Below are 24,237 nucleotides of genomic sequence, written 5' to 3' on the forward strand. Positions count from 1 at the left end.
TATGGCTGGCGTCTTGTCATGATCCTAATTGAATCGTTTGTTGTATTTTATCTACTGACTTTCCTTGGCTTTGAGTAATACTCTAATCGCCATTTTCTCACCACTTTTTAAAATTAAGTAGGCGATGCCAATCGTTATTAGCATTATGATAGCAATAAAAATACTTACCCCACCGAGCTCAGATAATAAATAAAACGGAGAAATATCTAACGACATTAAGATAAGAGAGAACACTACCAAACTTGCTAAAGCCCACAGTAAAACAGCATACCATCTTGTTTTTGATGGCATTACATCTCCAGTCTTGTAGCCGAAGTAATAACCAACACTCATGGCTGGGATTAACGTGCTAAGAAAGCCTGTACCACTCATTTCTATCCCAACAATATATTCAATGGCCAACAGCAATGCAGCCCAACAAACGGACGCCAGACACAACAGAGACGTAACAAGAAGTACCGATGGTGGCTGGTTTATTTCTGATTCTGAATAGTTACTTTTTAATTCCACTTTCATTTCCTTCCATTTATTTGAATAAAATAAGCGTTTTAGATCATGCTTCCGCTTGGACAACCTAGAGAAACAACACCGCCATAACTCGTTGTTGGTGTAGCTACCATGACTAAATCAACAGGAAGAAACACAACGTCCGTTGCTAACGACAAAGGAATGTCAATCAATGATAGTGGGTATAACGCGATAGAAGTAATATCAGCTCTTAAATAGCAAGGTTGTCGTGCGACTGATAACGCGGTCCCTGAAAACGGCTTTCCGTATCCGCCACCAGCATGCGCATCTATAGACGAACACCCCACCATTAAAGATGCTGACACCACAAGAAATACAACTTGTAGCTTTTTAAATAGTTTTATTTTCATTTAACCTAGATTCCAACTAACTATTATTTTTACAACTAAACCCTCTCTCAAATTGTATGTTCAATGAATTTACTCATATGGGCCAAGTGCAACCATGTTAATACGTTCTATGTATCAGAAACAATTCATTTAGTTCCAATGGCACTAGTGAGATTATGCGACGTGATTGGAATCTCACTTAAGTTTTCATGGACCTATCGCGCTGAAAATTGAATCCTCTACCTGTCATAGAATAAAAATCCGTCAAAACCAGTGGTTCTGACGGCTTTTTGTAAGCGCCCCGTGGGCATTACCTACACCATTATTGCTTGAAGCTTATCTAGTGACAGACCTAGATAGCTAATAGTCGCACTTGCTGTCGGAGGATTTTATTGGCTTTTACGCGGACTTTAACCAACACATCACCATCGACCAACCTAAGGTCGAATATTGGTGAATGTCGCGATGGTGACTCCATCACTTTGTGACGACAACGATTTTACGTCTGCGCTAAAGTAATATGGATTAAGTGGCATTTTACTCTCGGCTAGTCGCGCGTAGTAAAGCTTGGCGGGCTGTTTTGCCATTTGTTGCGCGTACAAATACCCGACCAACGCATGTTCAAACTGGTGGTAACCATTTCCCCAATGGAACGCTTTGGTTGATTTAGGACTCAGACCGACTCCTCCATATTGATGATCCACCCATGCATCCATAAAAGTGGGTAACGTGTATTGAAGCGTTTCTTTCATCGAACCATCAACAAGGGAAACTGTCATTGCCGCTTGATCGAGCTCTGCCCATTCCCAAGACGAGCTATAGTGCTTGTATGGTCTTGATTGCCAAGCAGGAATGCTCTCTTGTGTCCATTTACTCTGCCATTCTGGTGAGAAGAGCGCTTTGACTTGCTCAAAGTTTTGCTGGTATTGCGCTTGTTTAAGTGTATGTTTCATTCCTTTGAAGCCAAACTCTGTCCAATTGGAATTCTCCAACAACTGACCAGTGAGATACGTCATCCAATACGCTTTGATGGTGTGTCCAAAATCATTGTGTTTCGCATCTGGCATCATTACCGCTTTGTGGTGTATCGCGCCATAAAAACGCCGCTCTTTGTCGGAGTGGTAGTTATCCAGCATCACTTGCGTCAGCCACTCCAGATCTTGTTTCCACTTGGCTTGCGCTGGTTCTGGTAAAAGTGGCGCCGTTAACAACAGGTAGCCATTAATTTGGTCAAGTTGAGCGACTAGCTCTTGCTGCTTCGCACTTTCCCCATCACCGTCTTTCAAAACCCAAGCCAGACCGCGATCATCGCTTCGTCGGTATTGTTTAAATATAAACGCTTGCTGGTCGATAAGCGCTTGTTCGACCTTTGGATCTTGAGTCAAGTAGTAGTACATCGCCAAACCCACTAAGGCGTAAGCTTGGTCTTGAGAAGTTCGTTGTTGCCACTCCATCCCCGGTTTCCCACTACGCGTAAAGCTCACAAACCCGCCGTTTTTCTCATCTTGTTGATGATCAATCAGGTAATAAGCCCCTTTCTTTGCCAGCTCTAATGCTTGCTTGTCACCCGTAAGATGAAAAAGTACGCCATAAGCGTAAGTTTGGCGCGATTTCATGCGGGTGTACTCGCGATCGAAGTGCGGGCTAATCCACCCTTTGTTTAATTCTTCACACGGCTTTTGTGGGTCGAGAATGACACCGTTATCACAACGAAAAGTCGGAAAATTCCCCGCAGGTTGCCCATGCGCGCTTTCCATCATCCAATATGGGGCTAGGCCATTCGTCACATGGTTTAACCAATCATCCCCCGAAGGCAGGCCTACATCAGCAAAGCTGTTCATACTCATCGTTGCGAGCAATAAGGTAAGATATTTAAAAGACATAATGCTCAATTAAGTTATTGAATTTTATCCAGTATAAATAACTCCCTTTACGCATATTGTTGTCGTGCTCACAATCGCCTTACGCATTTGTTTGCGTCAATCATCTTTCAGCCTCGTTCGATGACTGAGCCGCGAATAAACGCTACTCTGTCTTCGACTGACATTTTGGGCACTTCGATCAATTGATAACCAAATTTGTGATAAGCGTTGACCATCTGTTGATACGTAGCCACCGCTTCAGAAAAATCTTGCTTTCGCTCTTCGTCGTTGCTGAATATCGATGCCCAAGGTGGAAAAATGAACACTTGAGAATGATAACGAAGCGTCTGGCAATACGTGATGAGCTCATGCGAGATTGGCAGTTGTTCCAACTTACTGTAGCCATATACGTCCGCAATACTGCGATCAAAAAACACATTCCCTTGGTGGACATTGAAAGCTCGGTAATTGCTCACTTCTGCCTTCATCATTTCGTCTCGAAAAGCTTGTTTGTCATTCCAAGGTAATGCTGAACCGTGATTGGCAACCTGCGTTTGTATCACGTGACGACCGGTTTCTGGCGCGCAGATAAAGCCTTGTGTTTTTAGTTGTTCGATAACCGAAGTTTTCCCTGCACCGGGACCACCAGTGAATACGATGAGTTTATTCAAAATTGTTTCCTTATTTTTTGTTTGAGTGAAGTAATGCGTATACAGCCAAGAAAATGGGCATCATCTGGCGTTTGAAATTGGCATTTGGCACGCCAGCGTTAAGCGAGATCGGTAGTGGGAAATTTGGGGGAATAGAACTGGGCAGTGAAGAGATATACAAAGTAAGAACCGAAACGACGTGTTCATCGGTTATGGAAAACGGAGGAATTTTGAGCGAACCAAACGTACCCAAAATATTGGGTTAGGAAATGGTGCGATTGGTTCTGCTGGTTAACACGTCAATTGGATATCTATATCAAGAAAATGGCACCTAAGCCTAAGAACGCAAAGAAACCGACGACATCGGTAACGGTCGTCAATACTACCGAGCCAGCCACGGCGGGGTCAATGTTAAACTTTTTCAACGTGAATGGTATCAACGTACCCGATGCCGCGGCCGCCAAACTATTGAGGAAAATGGCACAGCAAATAATAAGCGCCAATGGCAAAGAGTCAAACACCATGTAAACGACACCCGCGATCACCAATCCCATAATTAAACCATTAATGGTGGCGATTTTTAATTCCTTATTCACCAATAGCTTCAAGTTACTTTGGTGCAAGTGGTTCAATGCGATACCCCGAATGGCCACCGCTAAGGTTTGGCTACCTGCGATGCCGCCCATACTCGCCACAACGGGCATTAAGATAGCAAGCGCAACGACTTGCTCGACCACATTATCAAAAAGCCCAATGATGGCGGAGGCTACGAAAGCGGTCAGCAAGTTAATCACCAACCAAAGTGCTCTTAGCCTTGTCGCCACGCTTAATGGTGTAAACAAATCTTCTTCGCTTCGTACGTTTTCTGCCACTACAGCTTGTAGGCTGAGTTCGCGCAACGTAATCGCAATGGTCGCCATCGACAAGACGCCCATAATTTTGCCACCAGCCATGATAGGAAACCAATGTGCTCCACCATCAATCGAGACTTGTTTGCTGACGCTTTGAATCGTTTGAATATCTTCTAGAATTGGCGTAACTACGGTCAAGTCGGTAAGTTTGATATGATTTTCGTGCAGCAACAGGGTTTGCGGCTCTATCGTACCAATCACACCACTTGCATCACGCACAATAATCAACCGCACAGGACTTTGCCCGCGTTTTAGCAGCTCGGTTTTGATGCCTCCTACGCTGTTTTTAGGGTTTGCGACCAGAAAGTGAGGCTCGGCATAACGTCCAACTTTGTTGTCTTCATACGACAATGCTTGTTGGATATGCGCGACAGACTCTTCACTTTGATCAATAAGGTATTCATCTACAAACTCGGTCGGTAGAAAGTCCGCAAAGATGATCAGTTCAGAATCAGTTATGTACGTCAAGCGTTCATGTTGTAAGTCTTTATTGAGTGATTGATGAATGTGCTTGGCAGTGTCGTATCGGAGCAAATTTAATACCGTCCAATACTTCTCAGGCGGCACTGCTTCTATGACACGTTTACGGTAAGCAATGTTGACCGACTCCAAAATGTTCGCAATCTGTGCTTCTTGATAGTCTTTCAAAAAGCTCAAGTCTTCGGTCGATTCTATCGCTTTAATGATCTCAGCAAGCAAATGTGGCACTTTGCGGTTAATTTGCAATTGGTTGGAATCTATCATTACTTTTACCTATAGCTTTCACTACCACATTCGCCGCATTGACGATATGTGCTATCCGAAGGCATGAATTCTTGATGTTAAAATTCTAGGCGATAGTTGACTTAATTGCGGAATTTATATTTCGCTCGCAGAAACAAAACGCCTCTGCATCAGTTCATGGTATAGACTTGAATGTGTGTCAGGCTCATTCGCCTTGTTTGATAATGGAGTAATCAATGGCACCTGTATTTTTTCTGACTCAGCAGGCCGCCTTACCAAGTCGTAAGGTGCTTCGTAAAGTGATTCAATTTTCGACAGCGCTGGCCCAGCCTATTGTAGTTTTAGTGGAAGACCATCGCCGAAGTGAAGATCACGCATTCGCTCATTTTCTCAGTTTCAACTCTGACCATATAGAAAAAAGACAAGCTGAGTTTGAAGCTTGGACCTTAAAGTTCAACGCATTAATTTTCGAACTTTGTGAAGAAGAAGAGCTTGAAACACCAACGCTCTCTTACGAGCATTTCAAAGGGAGCCATTGGGTTGAGCAAGTTGCGAAACGACTTGTTGACCACACTGACTTACTACTCGTGGGACACTTTAACAAACACGAGATTCAAACGATGCTCACAGAACTAGCACAACAAGATTGCGACTTGTTGCTACTGAGTGAGCGGTCATGGCCTTCTCACGCCAACATGCTTTGTGCAATCGACCCACTTCATCGAGGGGATGAAAAGTCGATAGTAGATAAAGCCATCGTCTCGCGAGGCTCAAAATTGGAACAAACCTTAAGCGGGAAAAAGACGCTCGTTTACTGCCGATACGTCGCACCATACCTCTCTCGCTATCGTGCAGAGATATTAAGCAATCAAAAAGCAGGCATTACAGATTTTATTAGTGCGCAAAAGTTAACGCGAGTTCCATTACTATTACCGGAAGGAAACCCTGAAACGGCGTTACCAAAAGCAGTTAAGCAATCACAAGCGGCGATTTTGATTATGGGGGCATGTAAACGAAGCATGTCATCTCAATTTTGGTCTGGCAGCACTGTAGACACGTTACTTGATCAACCACCTTGTGACCTACTGTTGGTCAACAGTTCCAAGGGCTGACTAGGTATTCTCTATTAACCTATCCTTTCAATACCAAGCGCAGTTATTGGCTCTTTACATCTTCTAACTGCGCGGCTTCATGCTCTGCGTTCAAGGCTTGTTTCTGCTGCTGTTTTATCTCATCCCAACTGCGTCCCGACTCAATCGCAGATACACGCTGATCGTATTTGTTGCAGGCTCTTTCGAGTACTTTCTCAGGATCTATCCCCTTTTCTCTTTCCAGCGCTTTTAATACGTTAAGATAGTTCCACAACACATCGCCTAACTCGTCTTCCAAATGACAAAGGCGATCCTCACGAATCTCTTCGCGGACTTCATCAACTTCTTTGCCAATGGCCTCCAGATAAGTCTCTACGCCTTTAAACCAAGTGTTGGTTTGGTCATATTGAGATTTTCTCGTCGCAATTGCGTACAACTCATCAAATTTCTTCATTATCTCTCCGTAGAACGAGTTTTTATTTACGCCTCTTTAGGACGAATAAACTTCCCTTTTGCCGTCACTCTAACTTCATTATTGACCAGCAATTGAGCCACCAATTGATATATACCGCGGCGTTCACCTTCACAGTGTGCAGTAATCGTGACGTGCTCATCTAACTCAATAGGTGCATGGTAGCGCACATCCAACTGCGCGGTAAGGGCTTGAATGTCTCTAAATAACAAACAGTGCGTCATTGCACCATCGAGCAGCGAACTCGCAATGCCACCATGCAACAGGTCGGTGTAACCCTGATGACGCGGTAAAACGTGAAACTCTCCGACAACAGAACCATCAGCTAGACACTGGTAGTTCACAGCCAAAGAGTTAGGATTTGCATCGATTGAAGAACAAACCGCACATTGATAATGAGATTCGTGAGTGGAATGACAGTAGCTGTTTGTGGACATGATAGTTACTCGGTTTCTCAAAAGAGTAATTAGCATATGCCAACAATTAAAAAGAAACGGCGAGTAATCTTTGTTTGCATGTTGCAGGGCCAGCAACCTCGCTTTTCATAACACTAAATAATCATTTTAATAATTAACGATAATTTCCAGTTTATTTAGAGTGGCGATATGGTTTGCATAGTGATTACGCAACGTTATGAAAAGGCGACTTATGAAGTTTCTCCACACGATGATCCGTGTAGCTGACCTAGACAAATCTATCGAATTTTATACAAAAGTTCTGGGAATGAGTGTTTTGGATCGTTTTGAAAACCAAGAATACCGTTACTCACTGGTGTTTGTTGGTAACCCTGATCAACCAGATGGCGCGACCATCGAGCTAACTTATAACTGGGATACCGACAGTTACGACTTGGGTAACGCATTCGGACACATGGCACTGGGGTCTGAAGATATTTACGCCGCTTGCGAAAAAATTAAAGCGCTTGGTGGCAACGTTACTCGCGAGCCAGGTCCAATGAAAGGCGGAGAAACTCACATCGCGTTCATTAAAGATCCCGATGGTTACCAAATCGAACTCATCCAAACTCAAAAATAACGAGGTTTCCTATGACAGGCGCATTATTTCAACCCATTCAACTTGGCTCTCTCTCATTAAAAAACCGTATCGTTATGCCTCCGATGACGCGCTCTCGTGCTTCTCAACCAGGTAATATCGCTAACGACATGATGGCGACATACTATGCTCAACGTGCTGAAGCGGGCCTAATCGTTGCTGAAGGCACACAAATTTCGCCAATGGGTCAAGGCTATGCATGGACACCAGGCATTTACAGCCCAAAGCAAATTGCTGGCTGGAAAAAAGTAACTGATGCAGTGCACGAGAAAGGCGGCGTTATCTTCGCGCAATTATGGCACGTTGGACGTGTGACTCACCCTGATAACATTGGCGGTGAGCAACCTATTTCTTCTTCTGCGCTAAAAGCAGAAAACGTGAAAGTATTTGTCGATAACGGCACAGACGAACCGGGTTTTGTCGACGTGGTTGAGCCACGTGAAATGACCAAACAAGACATCAAGAACGTTATTGAAGAGTACCGCCAAGCCGCACTAAACGCGATAGAAGCCGGATTCGATGGTATCGAGCTTCATGCAGCGAATGGCTACTTGGTTAACCAGTTTATCGATTCTGAAGCGAATAACCGCACCGATGAATACGGTGGCTCTATTGAAAACCGTCTGCGTTTTCTTGGTGAAGTGATAGAAGCGATGACGCAAGCTATTGGCGCTGAGCGTGTTGGTGTTCGTCTTGCACCATTCACTTCGCTAAATGGCACCGTTGATAGTACGCCAGTCGAAACCTACACCGCCGCTGCAGCGCTGCTTGATAAACTCAATGTGGTTTACATTCACATTGCAGAAGTAGATTGGGACGACGCGCCAGACACTCCGCACAACTTTAAAACCGCAGTTCGTGAGGCGTACAAAGGTACACTGATTTATGCCGGTCGTTACAACGCAGAAAAGGCGCAACACGCGATTGAAAGTGGTTTAGCTGACATGATTGGCTTTGGCCGTCCGTTTGTTGCAAACCCAGACTTACCAAGCCGCATCAAGCATGGCTATCCACTGGCAGAACATGACCCTGCCACTTTGTTCGGCGGCGGTGAAAAAGGCTTAGTGGACTACCCTGCGTACCACGCGGGTTAATTCATCTACGTAAAGCTGATTCGTAACTCGCGACAAACCAAAAGAACCTTGCTCTTCCCCCTGTGACACCAAGATGTAGGGTTCTTTTTAGGCAAGCCACCAGAATTAACGTCTTTGACAAGATGTACAACCTCGGCACGCAGAGCGCGTCGTTTTACTGAGCAAACTGCGTTGTACTTTACAGTAAGCATTCTTTAAAGCACGACGACCTGAAAACCAATCATCCGGTTTAGTGAGGATTAAGTAGCCGTGAAACCTCTTAACCAACTCGGTTCGATTGTTTTCGATAAATCGGCTATCAAACTCGATGTCGAAGTAATTCAAAGCCTCTTCGATACAAGTAAAGCTGGCAATTTTTTCCTGAATCGTATTCTCTGTCATCGTTTCTTTAGCGTAATCATTTTCAATGAAGTCTAAGTGCCTCGCGCTTTACGTTCTTTGATTTAGCTCTTCTTAAGATCATTCTTTATGGGGTTTCCATATTGAAATTCAATTTGGGAATTCGTTAACCCACCTAGCATTTTCATTTTGACAATCACTTTAAGGTACTGATTTAAATAAACATTATTTCTGGTTCATATTTTGCTCTACTTCATTAAACGGAATGTTGGAGCAACACGATATGACTTACAGAGCAGAAGTAGACGGATTAAGGGCGATTGCTGTCACGTTGGTGATTTTGTTTCATGCAGGAGTTGAGCAATTCGCTGGTGGCTTTATTGGCGTCGACGTGTTTTTTGTGATCAGCGGCTATTTGATCACCACCATCGTGATTAACGACTTAGAAAACCAGAAGTTCAGCCTTGGTGATTTTTATGAGCGACGCATTCGTCGCATACTCCCCCTCTTACTGGTGGTGATCGCCGTCAGCTATTTGATGTCTTGGTGGCTATTTTTGCCGCAAGCACACAAAGACGTTGGTCAATTTGCAGTGTCTTCCATTCTCTCTTCATCCAACATTCTTCTGTATTTGAAAGGCCACAATTACTTCGGTTTAGAAGATCAAGCCAACCCGCTGTTCCACACATGGAGCTTGGGCGTTGAAGAACAATACTACATTGTCATTCCTTTGCTACTCATGCTACTCGCTCGTGGCAAAAACGCGTTTTACCTGACTTTTTTCATCACGGTATTTGTGCTGAGTTTGATGACTATTGTCTACGCGAGCAACGATCCTGATTTCGCTTTTTACATGATCTTCTCTCGCGCTTGGGAGCTGGCAACCGGTTCATTACTCGCATTAGTGATGAGAAAAGTCCAAGTTCAATCTAACGATACTCTAGCAACCATTGGCATCGTTTTGATATTGGCTTCCGCGCTTTTGTTTGAAAAATCGCAAGATGGCGCGGGCATTACGCTGCTGGTGCCGGTCATCGGTAGCGCGTTGGTGATTTTGTTTGCCTCTAAAGACAATGTCTGCGGTAGATTACTGAGCCTAAAGTGGGTCGTGTTCGTCGGCTTAATCAGCTACAGCTTATACTTGTGGCACATTCCATTATTTGTCTTTTACCGCTACGTGTTGGACACAACACAAGACATCAATATCCCACTTTACGTTGTCACTCTTTTTGTACTTTCTTACTTCACTTGGCGCTTTATTGAAAAGCCGTTCCGTAGCCGAAAAGCCATGAGCATGCGCACTGTGTCCGCGGTTATTGTGTTGTTGACGTTGCCCTTGCTAACGCTCGGCGTTATCGGTCATCAGAACGGTGGTTTTCCAGAAAGAAGCGCATTTTTCGAGGCCATGCGCGTTAACAACGGTTATGGTTTAGATTGCAACGGCAACACCAACGTTAACGATGTGTGCTCGTCTGCGCCGCAGCCCGCCATCGCTGTGTTAGGCAATAGTCACAGCATGGTTTACGTGAAGCGTCTATCCGAAGTAACACCAACTGGCGTGGTGCAACTTACTCAAGATTCCTGTGCGGTCGGTTATGTCGACATCCTAGAAGCTGCTGGCTCAATTTCTTGCCGACAGTTCTTCAATGAGGCTGTCGATACCATTCTAAGTACCCCTTCCATTCGTCGCGTTGTTATCTCTTCTAACTTCAATAAAGAGCTTTCACAAGCCGATTATGAAGCATCATTAACCAAATTATTGAATGAACTGAAAGGAAAGGAAGTGGTCGTTTTCGGTCCAACCCCTTCTGCACCGTTTGCGGTAGGAGAATGCCTTTGGAAAGCGCGTTTGTTTGGCGAGACAGAAGAGTCTGCCTGCGACTTTTCTCCCAAACAACATCACCCTCAAAACGTGGCGAAGTTAGTGAACTACTTTGAGCAATTTGAGCACGTTGAGTTTGTCGACTTGACCGATGCCATTTGCAGGAATGGCGTATGTCGAATGAAAGTTGGTACAAACAATGCGATGTATACGGATGACAGCCATTTATCTTACAAAGGTGCTGAGTTGGTGCTTGGGCATTACCACAACAGTACAAATGAAGCGCAACAGTTCACTTACGACCGACAATAACCAAGGGAATAAACTTTTATGCTTCAGCGCTTATCTCAGGTAAGCGCTGAATGCTTTAAAGCAAGACAAAGCTAGGCGTCTATTTGAAAATGCGCGGGTCAAACGCGAAATCGAGCTTTTCGGCTTTCTTGATGATCTCTTTCATTTTGGGATGATTTGGATTCACCACGTAGTTTTTATCACGAGGTGAAATCGTTGAAGGCACTTGCAGCGCGGCAAACTCTGGATGAGGATCATTGAGAAACTGATCACCAATGTACTGCGTAGACTCGCTCGCCGGTATTGCTCGCCACGTCACAGGGAGATCTTCTTCATCTAAGGTGGCGATGAGGTATTCTGGCATTTCAATACGATATAAATCGTAAAGTTTGGTGATAGCAGGATCGTTGTTTACGTGCACAAACACTTCCAACGAGCAAAGGGATTCCGATTCAGAGAAGTAGAGGGCTTCGGTTCCTTTTGAGTTCCATCGCCCTCCAAATAACTTTGCGCCAACGGGGCTGAATGGCGTGTCAGCAAATTTCTTTTGTGTGAGACGATAGAGCTTCATATTACGAGAATACCCCGTGCTCTAAACGGCCGATCAAATCTTTTACGATTTCAAAATCCACCGTGGTCGAGACCATATCAAGTGGACGTTTTCCACCTAAGCCATACACATTCTCTCTCATCCATTTTAACGCGCGCTCTTCGTCGTCAAACAGTTCTGTCGCGAGTTTCAATAACATCGCTAATCGATAGATTGCATCACTTTCTTGCGTATTGAAGCGCTCATCGTTTTTTAGACGACGCTTGATCGTGCTAACAGGTATCAATGTGACGTTTTGAAACTCACTCTGAGAAAGCTTCACACGCTCAACAATATTGCGATACACCTTTGGCTCAAAGCCTTTGTGAACCGCATCAGTGCGACCTGTTTCAGCGTCTTCAATACCCAACATAAACCAGAAATTGGCTTTATGAGGTTGTTTCGGTTTGAAGCTTTTTAATGCTGCAGTTGCCATATCAAGCTCCTATGGTTCATATGGTCCAGTTATTATGGTTCAAATGAGCTTAACTTTCAATCAAAGTAACAATCAAAGTAAAAAGATAGGTAAAGAAAAAGGCGAGCTTTTCGCCCGCCTCTCTTACTTATTCATCAACCCATCTACCGACGGGCATCGTTTCACTTATTGCAAGTCAAAACGATCCGCGTTCATGACTTTCGTCCATGCGGCGATGAAGTCATGGATGAATTTTTCCTGATTATCATCTTGCGCATACACTTCCGCATACGAACGCAGGATCGAGTTTGAACCAAAGACAAGATCCACTCGAGTAGCCGTCCACTTCACAGCGTCGGTTTTACGATCACGGATTTCATATTGATTAGCACTCACTGGTTTCCACGTATATGCCATGTCAGTAAGGTTCACGAAGAAATCATTCGACAAAGTGCCTACTCGGTCAGTAAATACGCCCTCTTTTCCACCGCCGTAGTTACTGCCTAGAACACGCATACCACCGATAAGTACCGTCATTTCTGGCGCCGTTAGCCCCATAAGCTGAGCACGATCTAATAAAAGCTCTTCTGGCTTAACCGCGTAGTCTTTCTTCAACCAATTTCGGAAACCGTCAGCAACAGGCTCAAGTACTTCGAACGATTCCACATCCGTCATCTCTTGGGTGGCATCACCTCGGCCTGGCGCGAATGGTACGGAAACATTATGACCTGCGGCACGCGCAGCCAGTTCAATACCTACGTTCCCAGCAAGCACGATAGCGTCTGCAACACTACAGCCCTCTTCTGCTGCTATTTTTTCTAGCACAGCAAGAACACGGCTTAGACGTTCAGGTTCGTTCCCTTGCCAATCTTTTTGCGGAGCCAAGCGAATTCTCGCGCCATTTGCACCGCCTCGGCGGTCAGAGCCACGGTAAGTACGCGCACTATCCCACGCCGTACTTACTAACTCACTAATGGATAGGCCACTTGCTTCGATTTTTGTTTTTACTAAATCAACATCGTAGTCTGTCTTACCTGCGGGCGTTGGGTCTTGCCAAATAAGATCTTCGCTTGGCACATCAGGGCCGAAATAACATGATTTTGGTCCTAGATCGCGGTGTGTCAACTTAAACCAGGCACGAGCAAAAACGTCATCAAAGTACGCAGGGTCATTTTGGAACTTTTCTGCAATCTTACGATATTCAGGGTCCATTTTGAGCGCCATATCGGCGTCGGTCATGATTGGATTGTAGCGCTTAGAACCGTCTTCAACATCGACAGGCTTGTCTTGTTCTTCAATGTCGATTGGCTCCCATTGCCATGCGCCAGCTGGGCTCTTTTTCAGTTCCCAGTCATACTTAAATAGTAGGTGGAAGTATCCGTAATCCCATTGTGTAGGGTGTGTTGTCCAAGCACCTTCAATACCACTCGTTACCGTGTCACGGCCAATACCACGTGTTTTGTGATTAATCCAGCCAAGACCTTGCTCATGAACGTCTGCTGCTTCGGGCTCTGGGCCAAGGTTTGCGGCATCACCATTACCATGACACTTACCCACCGTGTGACCACCAGCTGTGAGCGCGACGGTTTCTTCATCGTTCATTGCCATTCGAGCAAAGGTCACTCGCATGTCATGTGCTGTTTTGAGAGGATCTGGGTTACCGTCTACCCCTTCAGGGTTCACATAGATAAGACCCATCATTACCGCAGCAAGCGGGTTTTCTAAATCTCGCTCACCAGAGTAGCGGCTGTTATCAGCGTCACTTGTGGCTAACCATTCTTGCTCAGAGCCCCAGTAAGTGTCTTTTTCTGGGTGCCAAATGTCCTCTCGTCCAAACGCAAAGCCAAAGGTCTTAAAGCCCATGGATTCGTACGCCATGTTACCGGCAAGGACAATCAGGTCTGCCCAACTTAGTTTGTTGCCATATTTTTTCTTGATTGGCCATAAAAGGCGTCGAGCCTTATCGAGGTTGGCGTTGTCTGGCCAAGAGTTGAGAGGAGCAAAGCGTTGGTTGCCTGTAGCAGCACCGCCACGGCCATCCGCAATACGATAACTACCCGCTGCATGCCATGCCATTCGGATCATTAAACCACCGTAGTGTCCCCAGTCGGCAGGCCACCAGTCTTGGCTATCAGTCATTAAATCTTTTAAATCTTTTTTAAGTGCTTCGACATCTAGCTTTTCCAGTTCTTCTTTGTAATTAAAGTCCTGACCAAATGGGTTGGTTTTGGAGTCGTGTTGATGCAGGATGTCTAAGTTCAAGGCATTCGGCCACCAATCCATCACCGACTTATCTGTAGATGTTTGCCCACCATGCATAACTGGACATTTACCTACCGAACCGCCGTTTGCTTTGCTCATATAATGCTCCTTCGTGTCGTGGTTGTGGTAACCACTCTTTGTTATTCAATAAATCGAATATCCACCTCAAACAGCGTAGTTCATACACTGTTTTTTTAGTTAACGCCAAGTCAAAATTTCAAACATTTCAGCGAATAAATAATTGTTATCAAACATGTACCTATATGCAGAAAATATGGATAGAGATCAGTTTAAGTCCATACCTGAATACTTAATCCCAGACAGCCTCGCCATGTTGTGATCCCAGGTCGCTAAATCATGATGACTAAATTCATTCAGAGCGTGATGACCACAAGCCCTCGCCATGACTTTCATGAGCTCGACCGAGGATTCGAAGAAATTTTTCAGTTGCTGGGATGACTTTTCAACGTCGAGACGCTGCCTCAAATCGGCATTTTGTGTCGCAATGCCTGCAGGGCAATTATTGGTGTTGCAGATGCGAGCCGCGACACAACCGATCGATTGCATCGCACTGTTTGCTATCGCTACTCCGTCTGCTCCAAGTGCCAACGCTTTGACAAAATCCGTAGGAACTCGCAACCCACCAGTGACGATTAATGTGACGCTGTCACTTACACCTTTTTCATCTAAGTACTTACGTGCACGAGCTAATGCAGGGATGGTGGGCACACTAATATGATCACGGAACATAGTTGGCGCCGCACCCGTGCCACCACCGCGACCGTCTAAGATGATGTAATCAGCCCCAGCATCAAGCGCAAACTGAATGTCTTGCTCAATATGGTTGGCACTGAGTTTAAATCCAATTGGAATACCGCCTGTGATACCACGAACTCTGTCAGCAAACTTTCTGAAATCGTGAGTAGTGTGAAGATCTTTGAACGTTGGTGGTGATATCGCTGGTTGTCCCTCGGGGATGCCTCTCACCTGAGAGATCTTACCTACATTTTTATTTGCAGGCAGATGACCACCCGTGCCCGTTTTTGCTCCTTGCCCGCCTTTGAAGTGAAACGCCTGAACATTAAGAAGCTTAGATTCGTCGTAGCCAAATTGAGCACTAGCAAGCTCATAGAAATACCGTGAATTGGCGGTTTGCTCTTCCGGTAACATGCCACCCTCACCAGAGCAAATCCCAGTCCCTGCCAACTCTGCACCTTTTGCTAGTGCAATTTTCGCCTCTTCAGAAAGTGCGCCAAAACTCATGTCCGACACCAACAAAGGAATGGCGAGTCTGAGCGGCTTACGCGCGTTTGGTCCCACAATCAACTCGGTAGACACAGGAACGTCTTCCAACAACGGTTGTGTCGCCATTTGCGCCACCATGATTTGTATAGCATCCCAATGTGGTAGCAAATGCCTAGGAACCCCCATTGCAGCCATCGGACCATGATGACCGAGTTTAGAGAGTCCTTCTCTCGCTAATTGGTGGATAAACTCGAGGGTTGGTTCTTCTTGAGTAGCAGACGCCGTTGGTTCGTCTCTTTTCTCTCGCTTTTGTTCCGGTCCCTCTTTACCGACTTGCTCTGCGGTAAATCGCTTGTGTGTACCATCACAAAAAGGAGCATTGGCGGTATGCTTACATTGGCAGAGATAGGCATCTTCGTCTTTTTCCGCACTAAAGCTCATTGGCTTTAAGCCGGTTCCCGAATGAGACCCATCGCAGTAAGGTTGATTTTTAGAACGCCCACATCGGCAGAAGTAATATTCTTGCCCAGCTTTCAACTCTACTTTGATCGGCTTGTTATCAGCGATGATTGGCTTGCTCATGTTGCCCCCTATTTATTATTGTTAACCATGCTTTCTCGCTGGCTTGCAATAAGCGTAGAACAGGAGCGTAAAGAGCGTCAGTGTCGCCGAGTAAAATGCGCGATTGTCGCCCGACTAACCTATACTTTTTATGGGTCTCATACACGTGGAGGCTATATGACGATTGCAACCCGATTAGATGAATATTTGACTGAGCATAACATTCACTTTCAAACCGTGAATCACAGCCACAGTCATAGCTCGCTACAAAGTGGTGTTGCAGCAGGTGTGCCTTTAATGAATATCGCAAAAGGTGTGATTCTAGAGGCTCATGAAGGGCGTCATATGATGGCGGTCTTACCTGCCAACAACAAAATCAGTTTGTCGAGATTAAACGACGAATTTAATGCCACCTTCCACTTGGTGAAAGAGCGTATGGTTTACCGACTCTTCACCGATTGTGAACACGGCGCTATTCCACCGATTGGTAGCCCTTACCACATGTCGACAGTTTGCGATGAAAGACTAGCAAACTTGGAACATGTCTACCTTGAAGCTGGCGATCATGAAACTCTGATTAAGCTGGACCGAAAGGCGTTTAAAGAACTGATGAACGACTGTAGATATCTAAGATTCAGCAGTGAAGTTCTGCATTAAACTTGCCAAGATCTCTCGACACTTCCTGAACAAGGCTCTATCAACAAGAGCCTTTCTTTGTTTTGTTGGTAGCACGCGATGGAAGTTTCTCGGACTTTGGTGCCCAGCGTTTCAGAGCATATAGAAACAAAAAACCGCCTATTCGGGCGGTTTTTTATCAATCAAATCATAATTATTATCGAACAAAGATCTTTTGGATCGCTTTTATCGCCATAGCCCTACGGCGTATTAATACGCTCGTTCTTGGCAACCATTTCGGTGTGTGAAGAATGGTTTTCGCATGACTAAAAGTTCTGAATCCTTCCTCTCCGTGATAATGCCCAATACCCGATTCACCAACTCCACCAAAAGGCGCATCTTCAGCGCCAACATGTAAAACCGTATCATTAACGCCGACGCCACCACTGTGGGTGTTGCGTACAATATGTTTGATAGTCGATTTGTCGTCCGACATAACATACAGCGCAAGTGGTCTTTGGTGCTGATTAATGTAGTCAATCGCTTCATCAACGGCATTGTAGGGCTTAACAGGTAGAAATGGCCCGAAGATCTCCTCTTGCATGATTCGCATATTCGGCGACACATCCGTGACCAAATGAGGATACAGAAGTCGTTCCTCTTGGGGCGACGCCTCAACAGTGTGAAGGTTAGCACCTTGCGCTTTTGCATCCTCAAGTAGCGCAGTCAAACGATCATATTGTCGTTGGTTGACAATATGGGTCAGCTTTTGATTCTTGTTGGATTTTAAATAGAGCTTTTCAAAACGTTTTAAGAATAGCGAAATGAACTCTTCGACACGTTCTTGCGGTACAAATGCGTAGTCAGGCGCGACACAAATCTGGCCTGCATTAATGCATTTACCAAACAAGATAGCATCAACGGCTTTCTTCATGTCTGCATCTTTTGCAATGATCACCGGGGACTTTCCACCCAACTCTAACGTCACCGGGGTAAGGTTTTCCGCTGCCGCTTTTGCCACTGCGCGACCAACACTCGTAGAACCCGTGAACAAAAGGTGATCGAATGGCAGTTGGCTGAATGCTTGTGCGACGTCTGCTTCACCCTCAAAAACTTCGACATACTCAGACAACCCACGGCAAATATCGACGATGACTTTATTGGTTTTTGGCGTAAATTCGCTGAGCTTCATCATCACGCGGTTGCCAGCAGCCAATGCTGTCACTAAAGGCGCAAGGCTCAAAATCACAGGAAAGTTCCAAGGTGAAATGATCCCGACGACACCTAACGGTTGATACTGAACGGTGACTTTAGAAGGTGCGAGCAATAAGCCGGATTCGCGCTTGCTGGGTTTGCACCATTTTTTTAGTCGTTTGAGGGTATAATTAATATGCGAGACCGTTGGCAAAACGTCGGTCATAGCGGTATCAAATTCTGAGCGATAGCCAAAATCGTCACTTAACGCTTCAACCAGCGCTTGTTTGTTCTCAAGCAGCGATTTTTTTAACAAAACGAGGCGCTGTTTACGTTCATCCAAACTAGGATAAGGCTCGGCTGCATATGCCGCTTTTAAGCGTTCGAGGCTTTGCTGTAACAAGTTATCTACTTCAACCTCTGTGATTGCGTTCATGATGCTTCTCCTAGCCTAGTTTCTGCCAATGACGCCCCAAGTTAACACGAGCGCAACAATGTTACTATTGTAGCGCTCGTGAAGTTAGAGTTCGAACTCTGATTAAAATATCTCTAGGGTGGATACTACGTCAAACGTAGTTCATAAATGCCTAGTCGTTGAGAGCGGTCAAGCATATCAAACTCATGATCAACGTATTCTTTTAATGTGGCGCCTGCACGCTCAGCAATATTGATGCTAGCGATGTTATCTTCCAAACAATGGAACTGAATGAATTGTGCGTGCCCTTTCTTCTTCAAAAAAGGGATCAATACTGCAAGTACTTGATCAATCACACGATGGCCTCGCCCACTATTGGCAAGCCAGTAGCCAATTTCAGTAACACGTGTATGTGAATCCACACCTTTAATGCCAATAACACCCGTAAGTTGCTCATCAAAATAAATTGCGCACCAGTGGGAATCCAGCGCGTTACTGTTCACTCGCTGGGAAATGTAGTTAACGGCCTCTCTATGATTCGTGACAGAATCCGTCCAAGGTAGATAGCCCTCAAGGCTCTCTCGGTGAGTGTTCACAACCTCTAGTAAAGCGGACGCGTGTTTCGTGTTGAGGGGCTCAATTGAGACCCTTTGCGAGACGGAAAAACGCTTCTGTAAGTGATTTCCTTGATACGTCTCTTGGCATGTGACTTCATCCATAGATGTTATTCCTTTTTATTGTGAACGCTCAGCGCAAATCCTAACGCTTCATTTTATGAGAACAAACCTCTCTATAAAAACTAATCAAAGCCGTTGCCGTTCATTTAGCCCTTTTGATCGATCAGCGTAAATGGCGTTAGTGATGCCACATCTACATAATGTTTCCATACATGTTCATATAGGTGATGCTGATTGGCAAACGGAGCCAGCTGCTTAGCTTCTTCAAGCGTACACCAGCGATACTCTGTATGCTCTTCGTTAAGAACAACTGATTGGTTAGGCGGACAAAATAGCACAAAACATGGGATAACCATGATACGGTTATTTTTTGCTTCGTAGAACTGCTCTAGAAAGTCTGCTGTATGTAACTCAACTTGGTCAATTAGTGTCTCTTCTTTTAACTCTCTTAAAATGGTTTGCCACCCGGCTTCACCCGCTTCGATACCACCTGCAACATGGCACCAATAGCCACCTTTTACGCGTTTGAGTAACAGCATTTTTTCTATGCCATCAATTTTTGAAATGACAACGCCTGAAACATGCGTTGCTTTTATCGGGATCATGTAAGCTCCTTAAATATCGAGTTTTTATTGTTACGCTGAGAGAGGCAGATTAATTGCTACGTATTCTACTGTTTATTCATCTTGTCGACAGAAGTGTTTGAGTTTAGAGGATTTAATCGCTAACTAAGTATGCTAAAGTGAGATCTGTCGCAACAAATGAGCAGTAAAATGTCCAATTCATTCAACACTATGATTCCCATCGGTGTGCGCTTTATGGTGCTTTCCGCGTTCGGCTTTGCTCTGATGTCGGCTACAGTAAAGCACGTCGGCAACTACGGTATCCCCGTTTTTGAAATCGTTGCAGCAAGAGCGCTCGTTTCACTTATCATTAGTTATTTCGATGTAAAGCGAAAACGAATTTCTGTATGGGGCAATAATAAGCCATTACTATTTGCACGCGGTGCTGTGGGCACGATGGCTCTGATGTGTGTATATTATTCAGTGACCACCTTACCTTTGGCAGAAGCGACGATATTCCAATATATTCATCCGGTGTTTACTGCACTACTCGCCGTATTTTTCTTGAAAGAGCGCATCCAGCCGTCAACTTTCCTTTGTATTGCGTTGTGCTTACTCGGCATCTATATCATGGTAAGCCCAGAAACGGGGCAAGGCTCAGATAGCGCTTTACCAATGTTTAGCGTCATGATTGCGATCTTAGGCGCATTTGGTAGCTCAATTGCCTACGTCATTGTCAGAAAACTGAGTCAGACAGAAGACAGCTCAGTGATCATTTTCTATTTCCCGTTGGTTGCTCTCCCCGCTTCACTCTTACTGATTGGCGACGATTTTGTAATGCCCGATCTATATCTGACTTTCATGTTGGTTCTAGTTGGTGTCTTTACCCAAATTGGGCAATTGGGGTTAACCAAAGCGATGCAAACTCAACAAGCGGGTAAAGCCTCCGCTTATTCGTATATCCAGATCGTATTTTCTGTGTTGTTAGGCATCATTTTCTTTGGCGAGGTTCCGATCATTTGGACGTACGTCGGTGGCGGTCTGATTGTTACAGGCGCATTAATTAATGCGTTTGGTCATCACTTACGGTTACCTTTTATTAAGCGCAACGCTTGATATACCTACCCAGAACCGTAAACACGACATTTAGAAAAACAGCCAGAGTGACTCTGGCTGTTTTGTGTTTAGCCTAACGTTAAGCTGATATTTTTAACCCTGCGATACCAGCGACAATCATTAGCAAGCTTAAGGCTTTGATAAGTGTTGCTGGCTCATTGAACAGATAAATACTCACGACTGCCGTGCCTATTGCGCCAATCCCTACCCATACGCCATAAGCAATGCCTAAAGGCAAGATTCTTAACGCAATGCCAAGCAACCAAAAGCTCAATAACATAAAGACAATAGTGAATGCCGAAGCACCGAATTTGGTAAACCCTTGTGAATATTTAAGACCGACAGCCCATGCGATTTCACACAAGCCCGCAATGAAGAGAATTCCCCAAGCCATGTCACATTTCCCAACGAGATGGGGTCGTCCCCGAGAAAAGATAGAGCGGTGAGGTCGTCCTCACTTCTGATTGACTGCTTATTATATACAGAAATTTAAACATAAAAAATAAAACACGGCGATAAGCATACAACTCAAACATCTCATGTACGCTTAAATTCTACGCTTTTCTTTTTAACGGTGGCGGACTCTCTATTTCGCATCAATAACGACACCGTTTTTTAACAATTTACATATAACCTTCTGGTGTTGAAAGTGTTGCATTTATTGCACAAATCACACAAAAACTAATTGAACATGTAAATATGAAAACGTTTGTGTGACTAATATCGCTTAAAACAATGACTGATGACTTTAATATTCAGCCGAATTAATTATAAGGTATGACGTACCCATGAAAGCAATCAAAACCTCTATCGCTGTCCTTGTTGGCGCCGCTCTACTATCTGGATGTAATGACGATACTGAATACGTCAATGTCCAGCCTAAAGAAGTAAAAATAGCGACTTACAACCTCTCTTTTGACCGCGCTACCTTCGAAACTTTGGTAGATGAAATGCAAATTGAACCAACGCAGCAAGCTGCGTTGGTCACCTCTTATTTAGACGGTTCAATCGCAGCCGAAGACAAAACCACTGCGGAAAAAGTCATTCAAATTCGTAACGTTGCAGCAATCATTCAAAAGAATCGCCCTGATGTTCTCATGATGGCGGAATACAACAACGATGGAACAGGTGAAAGCAAAGCAGCCATTGAAGGATTCCAGAAGAACTACTTGTCTGTCGCGCAAAGTATCGATGGCGCGGGCGGTGAAGCAAACCTTGAGCCTATTGAATACCCTTATGCTGAATCTTATTCAACCAATACAGGGTTATTGAGTGAGTTTGATCTCGACAACAACGGAACCGCAGGTCAAATGCCAGGTGATGCATGGGGCTTTGGCATGTACCATGGTCAATATGCATTTGCCCTTATGTCTAAGTATAAAATTGACACGGCAAACACACGTACATTCCAAGCATTTAAATGGAAAGATATGGAAGGTGCGAAAATTCCAACCATTACTATCTGTGACGGTTCGCAAAAGATTCCAGACGGCATGAAGTGTGGTGATGAATGGTACTCAGCGGAAGAATGGGATCAAGTGCGTCTATCTTCGAAAAATCACGTCGACGCGCCAATCATCATTCCAACTCGCAATGGCGAAGAAGTTGTACACTTGTTGATGTCTCATCCTACTCCACCAGTATTCGACACCGGTAAAAACAAAGCGCAAAACGCAGCAGAAGTGGAGTTTTGGCATCATTACATTCAAGGTAAAGACTATTTTTACGACGATGCGGGTAAAACAGGTGGCTTAACGAACGGCACTAAATTCGTAATGATGGGTGATCAAAACCTTGATCCAGTGGCTGGTGACGGTATTAGCTCTGTAATGCAAGAGCTGCACAACGATCCATTGGTTAATCAAACCGTGATGAATGGTGAGCTTTACCCAACAAGCTTTGGTGCAGCTGAACACGCTGTTGACCGCAGTTCAACTCACCCATATCCGAATCGCATCACTTCAACGTTTGGCTTAGGGGTAGACTATGCCTTGCCTTCAGCAAATTTGAATGTAATAGACTCTGGTGTGTACTGGTCAGCGTCTTATGAAGAAGGCCGTAAACTATTTAACGATGCACGTATCGGTAAGTATGGTGATGGTAAGGATGTATCTTCCGACCATCGCATGATCTGGATTAAAGCACAGTTCTAGACTGCATAAAAAAAGCCAACCACAAGGAGTCGTGATTGGCTGTATATATTTGTGAACAAGATGGTTCACTAACAACGTCAGTTGGCTAGGTGACCCTCGGCTTAGAAAGGGTCACTCATACTAAAGCATGAGGCGTGCCAACTTTTCAGTGCACAAAAACAGGTTGTTATTTAATCACTTTCATTAAAACTTAACCAATAGCTACTGTTTGCTCACCGAATAAATTGCAATTTGCAAACTACCATTGGCATTTCGCAATAAACCTGATCTTTAGCTCTTGCTTTTATTGCTTCCTAGCTAAGTCGCGTGCAAGGATTAACGCAAGTCCGAATACTTGCAAGAAGAGTCCGATATTCTTGTACCAAGCGATCTTTTCATCCTGCTTTGCCATTACCTCATTGAGCTCTACATTCTCAATGTAGTAATTATCGATGCGGTCTCTATACGAAGCTTGTGCCTGATTTATCTTTGACATCAGTTGAGGAAGTTGATCAATTTTTATTTCATCCGACTCGTTGAGAACCCAAGAAGATAAATGCCCTGCTAATACCTCTTCTAGCTCTAAAGGTATCGCTACGCTCTGACTTATGTGCACATGCAGCAGTAAAGCTTCTCTTTTCCTTTCTAGGGTTTCCACACTGTTCCATGCGAGTTGGATGGAATACAAGTTTTCTGCTGTTTGCTCTGCGAGCTGCGAGTGCTGTTTACCCAACTTATCAAGGACTAAGCTAGTAACGATGATCGCGCCAATATTCAGTACTAATCCAATCAGAACGAGTACCCAAGGTGGTGGAATGTAACGTCGCAGACTTACCATAACTTATCGTATGGCAGGTAAATCATATTTAACACAACCAATGAAAGTATCACCAGAAATGTCACCTGCATCCCTCTAATGCGCTTTTTCAAGTCTTTTTTCAATATGCCTTTAGCATGAATAACTCGACCAATTACAAAAATAATACCGGTGAGATGTATCCATGTTGGGTAAGCACTATTGAATTCTAAAAGTGCCATTAAAATCAGGGTGATGGGGATATATTCTGTCGCATTACTCTGGGCACTACGAGCAATTTGTAGAGCCTCTACCCCACCATCTGCATAAGCAATTTGATTTAAGCGACGTTGCTTAATTACTTGAACAGCCAACCAAATAATGAGTATTGCGAGAATGTTGGCATACAGAGCTGTGATCATATGTCGTCCTTCTTGATCTGGTTTTCACTTATATAAGCGTGTCACTTGGCTACAACTATAGCGGTATCAT

At 44.6% G+C, this 24,237-nt stretch carries 25 protein-coding genes; 7 read left to right on the plus strand and 18 right to left on the minus strand.

What is annotated here, in order from left to right:
• Nucleotides 1–51: 51 nt before the first annotated feature.
• From R7Z10_RS03205 to R7Z10_RS03225, 5 genes are all read right to left on the minus strand, one after another.
• Complete coding sequence (locus R7Z10_RS03205; protein WP_318103906.1) at nt 52–516, minus strand: ABZJ_00895 family protein; 465 nt, start codon at nt 514–516, stop codon at nt 52–54.
• A gap of 32 nt (nt 517–548) precedes the next feature.
• On the minus strand, nt 549–878 hold the full coding sequence (locus R7Z10_RS03210) for a YceK/YidQ family lipoprotein (RefSeq protein ID WP_053349143.1): 330 nt from the start codon (nt 876–878) through the stop codon (nt 549–551).
• Nucleotides 879–1,294: 416 nt separating this feature from the next.
• Nucleotides 1,295–2,740 (minus strand): N-acylglucosamine 2-epimerase, encoded by a 1,446-nt coding sequence (locus R7Z10_RS03215; RefSeq protein ID WP_318103908.1) that lies wholly within the window; start codon nt 2,738–2,740, stop codon nt 1,295–1,297.
• Nucleotides 2,741–2,847: 107 nt separating this feature from the next.
• Nucleotides 2,848–3,390 carry an AAA family ATPase gene (locus R7Z10_RS03220; RefSeq protein ID WP_318103911.1) on the minus strand — a complete coding sequence of 181 codons (543 nt, stop codon included), beginning with the start codon at nt 3,388–3,390 and terminating at the stop codon, nt 2,848–2,850.
• A gap of 290 nt (nt 3,391–3,680) precedes the next feature.
• Entirely contained in the window at nt 3,681–5,024 is a 1,344-nt protein-coding gene (locus R7Z10_RS03225) for a magnesium transporter (RefSeq protein ID WP_274648019.1), read from the minus strand.
• Nucleotides 5,025–5,239: 215 nt separating this feature from the next.
• Here R7Z10_RS03225 and R7Z10_RS03230 point away from each other — a divergent pair, with 215 nt between their 5' ends.
• Nucleotides 5,240–6,115 (plus strand): universal stress protein, encoded by an 876-nt coding sequence (locus tag R7Z10_RS03230; protein ID WP_318058260.1) that lies wholly within the window; start codon nt 5,240–5,242, stop codon nt 6,113–6,115.
• A 43-nt stretch (nt 6,116–6,158) separates the two neighbouring features.
• Here the strand turns inward: R7Z10_RS03230 and R7Z10_RS03235 are convergent, their stop codons facing one another.
• A complete protein-coding gene (locus tag R7Z10_RS03235) occupies nt 6,159–6,548 on the minus strand; it encodes a MazG nucleotide pyrophosphohydrolase domain-containing protein (protein ID WP_005376487.1) in 390 nt (129 codons plus the stop codon).
• Nucleotides 6,549–6,574: 26 nt separating this feature from the next.
• Nucleotides 6,575–7,003, minus strand: a complete 429-nt coding sequence (locus R7Z10_RS03240; protein WP_318103914.1) for a PaaI family thioesterase — start codon at nt 7,001–7,003, stop codon at nt 6,575–6,577.
• Between the two features lie 211 nt (nt 7,004–7,214).
• On the opposite strand from R7Z10_RS03240, the gene gloA reads away from it, so the two are divergent.
• Both gloA and R7Z10_RS03250 read left to right on the plus strand, forming a co-directional pair.
• On the plus strand, nt 7,215–7,601 hold the full coding sequence (gene gloA, locus R7Z10_RS03245; RefSeq protein WP_005376490.1) for a lactoylglutathione lyase: 387 nt from the start codon (nt 7,215–7,217) through the stop codon (nt 7,599–7,601).
• An 11-nt stretch (nt 7,602–7,612) separates the two neighbouring features.
• Nucleotides 7,613–8,713 carry an alkene reductase gene (locus tag R7Z10_RS03250; protein ID WP_318103916.1) on the plus strand — a complete coding sequence of 367 codons (1,101 nt, stop codon included), beginning with the start codon at nt 7,613–7,615 and terminating at the stop codon, nt 8,711–8,713.
• Nucleotides 8,714–8,818: 105 nt separating this feature from the next.
• On the opposite strand, the gene R7Z10_RS03255 is transcribed toward R7Z10_RS03250, so the two are convergent.
• Nucleotides 8,819–9,094, minus strand: a complete 276-nt coding sequence (locus tag R7Z10_RS03255) for a nitrogenase-stabilizing/protective protein NifW (RefSeq protein WP_017820985.1) — start codon at nt 9,092–9,094, stop codon at nt 8,819–8,821.
• A gap of 241 nt (nt 9,095–9,335) precedes the next feature.
• Between R7Z10_RS03255 and R7Z10_RS03260 the strand changes: the two genes are divergently transcribed.
• The gene (locus R7Z10_RS03260; protein ID WP_318103919.1) at nt 9,336–11,186 is read left to right on the plus strand and encodes an acyltransferase family protein; all 1,851 of its coding nucleotides are present in this window, start codon (nt 9,336–9,338) and stop codon (nt 11,184–11,186) included.
• Between the two features lie 79 nt (nt 11,187–11,265).
• Here the strand turns inward: R7Z10_RS03260 and R7Z10_RS03265 are convergent, their stop codons facing one another.
• From R7Z10_RS03265 to R7Z10_RS03280, 4 genes are all read right to left on the minus strand, one after another.
• On the minus strand, nt 11,266–11,736 hold the full coding sequence (locus R7Z10_RS03265; protein WP_005376497.1) for an RES family NAD+ phosphorylase: 471 nt from the start codon (nt 11,734–11,736) through the stop codon (nt 11,266–11,268).
• 1 nt (nt 11,737) lies between these two features.
• The gene (locus tag R7Z10_RS03270) at nt 11,738–12,190 is read right to left on the minus strand and encodes an antitoxin Xre/MbcA/ParS toxin-binding domain-containing protein (protein ID WP_017820987.1); all 453 of its coding nucleotides are present in this window, start codon (nt 12,188–12,190) and stop codon (nt 11,738–11,740) included.
• A gap of 165 nt (nt 12,191–12,355) precedes the next feature.
• Nucleotides 12,356–14,530 (minus strand): catalase/peroxidase HPI, encoded by a 2,175-nt coding sequence (gene katG, locus R7Z10_RS03275; RefSeq protein WP_318103922.1) that lies wholly within the window; start codon nt 14,528–14,530, stop codon nt 12,356–12,358.
• Between the two features lie 186 nt (nt 14,531–14,716).
• Nucleotides 14,717–16,258: a glutamate synthase-related protein gene (locus R7Z10_RS03280; RefSeq protein WP_318103924.1), complete on the minus strand. Its 1,542-nt coding sequence runs from the start codon at nt 16,256–16,258 to the stop codon at nt 14,717–14,719.
• A 156-nt stretch (nt 16,259–16,414) separates the two neighbouring features.
• On the opposite strand from R7Z10_RS03280, the gene R7Z10_RS03285 reads away from it, so the two are divergent.
• Complete coding sequence (locus R7Z10_RS03285) at nt 16,415–16,894, plus strand: YbaK/EbsC family protein (protein ID WP_318103926.1); 480 nt, start codon at nt 16,415–16,417, stop codon at nt 16,892–16,894.
• 175 nt (nt 16,895–17,069) lie between these two features.
• Here the strand turns inward: R7Z10_RS03285 and R7Z10_RS03290 are convergent, their stop codons facing one another.
• From R7Z10_RS03290 to R7Z10_RS03300, 3 genes are all read right to left on the minus strand, one after another.
• The gene (locus tag R7Z10_RS03290) at nt 17,070–18,482 is read right to left on the minus strand and encodes a coniferyl aldehyde dehydrogenase (protein ID WP_318103928.1); all 1,413 of its coding nucleotides are present in this window, start codon (nt 18,480–18,482) and stop codon (nt 17,070–17,072) included.
• A gap of 125 nt (nt 18,483–18,607) precedes the next feature.
• A complete protein-coding gene (locus tag R7Z10_RS03295; protein WP_318103930.1) occupies nt 18,608–19,180 on the minus strand; it encodes a GNAT family N-acetyltransferase in 573 nt (190 codons plus the stop codon).
• Between the two features lie 104 nt (nt 19,181–19,284).
• Nucleotides 19,285–19,743 carry an NUDIX pyrophosphatase gene (locus tag R7Z10_RS03300; protein WP_005376504.1) on the minus strand — a complete coding sequence of 153 codons (459 nt, stop codon included), beginning with the start codon at nt 19,741–19,743 and terminating at the stop codon, nt 19,285–19,287.
• 168 nt (nt 19,744–19,911) lie between these two features.
• Here R7Z10_RS03300 and R7Z10_RS03305 point away from each other — a divergent pair, with 168 nt between their 5' ends.
• On the plus strand, nt 19,912–20,817 hold the full coding sequence (locus R7Z10_RS03305) for a DMT family transporter (protein ID WP_005376505.1): 906 nt from the start codon (nt 19,912–19,914) through the stop codon (nt 20,815–20,817).
• Nucleotides 20,818–20,896: 79 nt separating this feature from the next.
• Here R7Z10_RS03305 and R7Z10_RS03310 read toward each other — a convergent pair whose 3' ends face one another.
• Complete coding sequence (locus tag R7Z10_RS03310) at nt 20,897–21,211, minus strand: multidrug efflux SMR transporter (RefSeq protein ID WP_318103935.1); 315 nt, start codon at nt 21,209–21,211, stop codon at nt 20,897–20,899.
• Between the two features lie 394 nt (nt 21,212–21,605).
• Between R7Z10_RS03310 and R7Z10_RS03315 the strand changes: the two genes are divergently transcribed.
• Nucleotides 21,606–22,970, plus strand: a complete 1,365-nt coding sequence (locus R7Z10_RS03315) for an endonuclease/exonuclease/phosphatase family protein (protein ID WP_047101437.1) — start codon at nt 21,606–21,608, stop codon at nt 22,968–22,970.
• A gap of 283 nt (nt 22,971–23,253) precedes the next feature.
• Here the strand turns inward: R7Z10_RS03315 and R7Z10_RS03320 are convergent, their stop codons facing one another.
• Both R7Z10_RS03320 and R7Z10_RS03325 read right to left on the minus strand, forming a co-directional pair.
• Nucleotides 23,254–23,787, minus strand: coding sequence for a hypothetical protein (locus tag R7Z10_RS03320; protein ID WP_033906497.1), 534 nt, complete (start codon nt 23,785–23,787; stop codon nt 23,254–23,256).
• Nucleotides 23,781–24,167 carry an MAPEG family protein gene (locus tag R7Z10_RS03325; protein ID WP_005376510.1) on the minus strand — a complete coding sequence of 129 codons (387 nt, stop codon included), beginning with the start codon at nt 24,165–24,167 and terminating at the stop codon, nt 23,781–23,783. Before R7Z10_RS03325 ends, R7Z10_RS03320 begins: the two co-directional genes overlap by 7 nt.
• Nucleotides 24,168–24,237 lie beyond the last annotated feature (70 nt).

This window comes from Vibrio sp. Vb1018, from assembly GCF_033338775.1.
Lineage (GTDB): Bacteria > Pseudomonadota > Gammaproteobacteria > Enterobacterales > Vibrionaceae > Vibrio > Vibrio alginolyticus.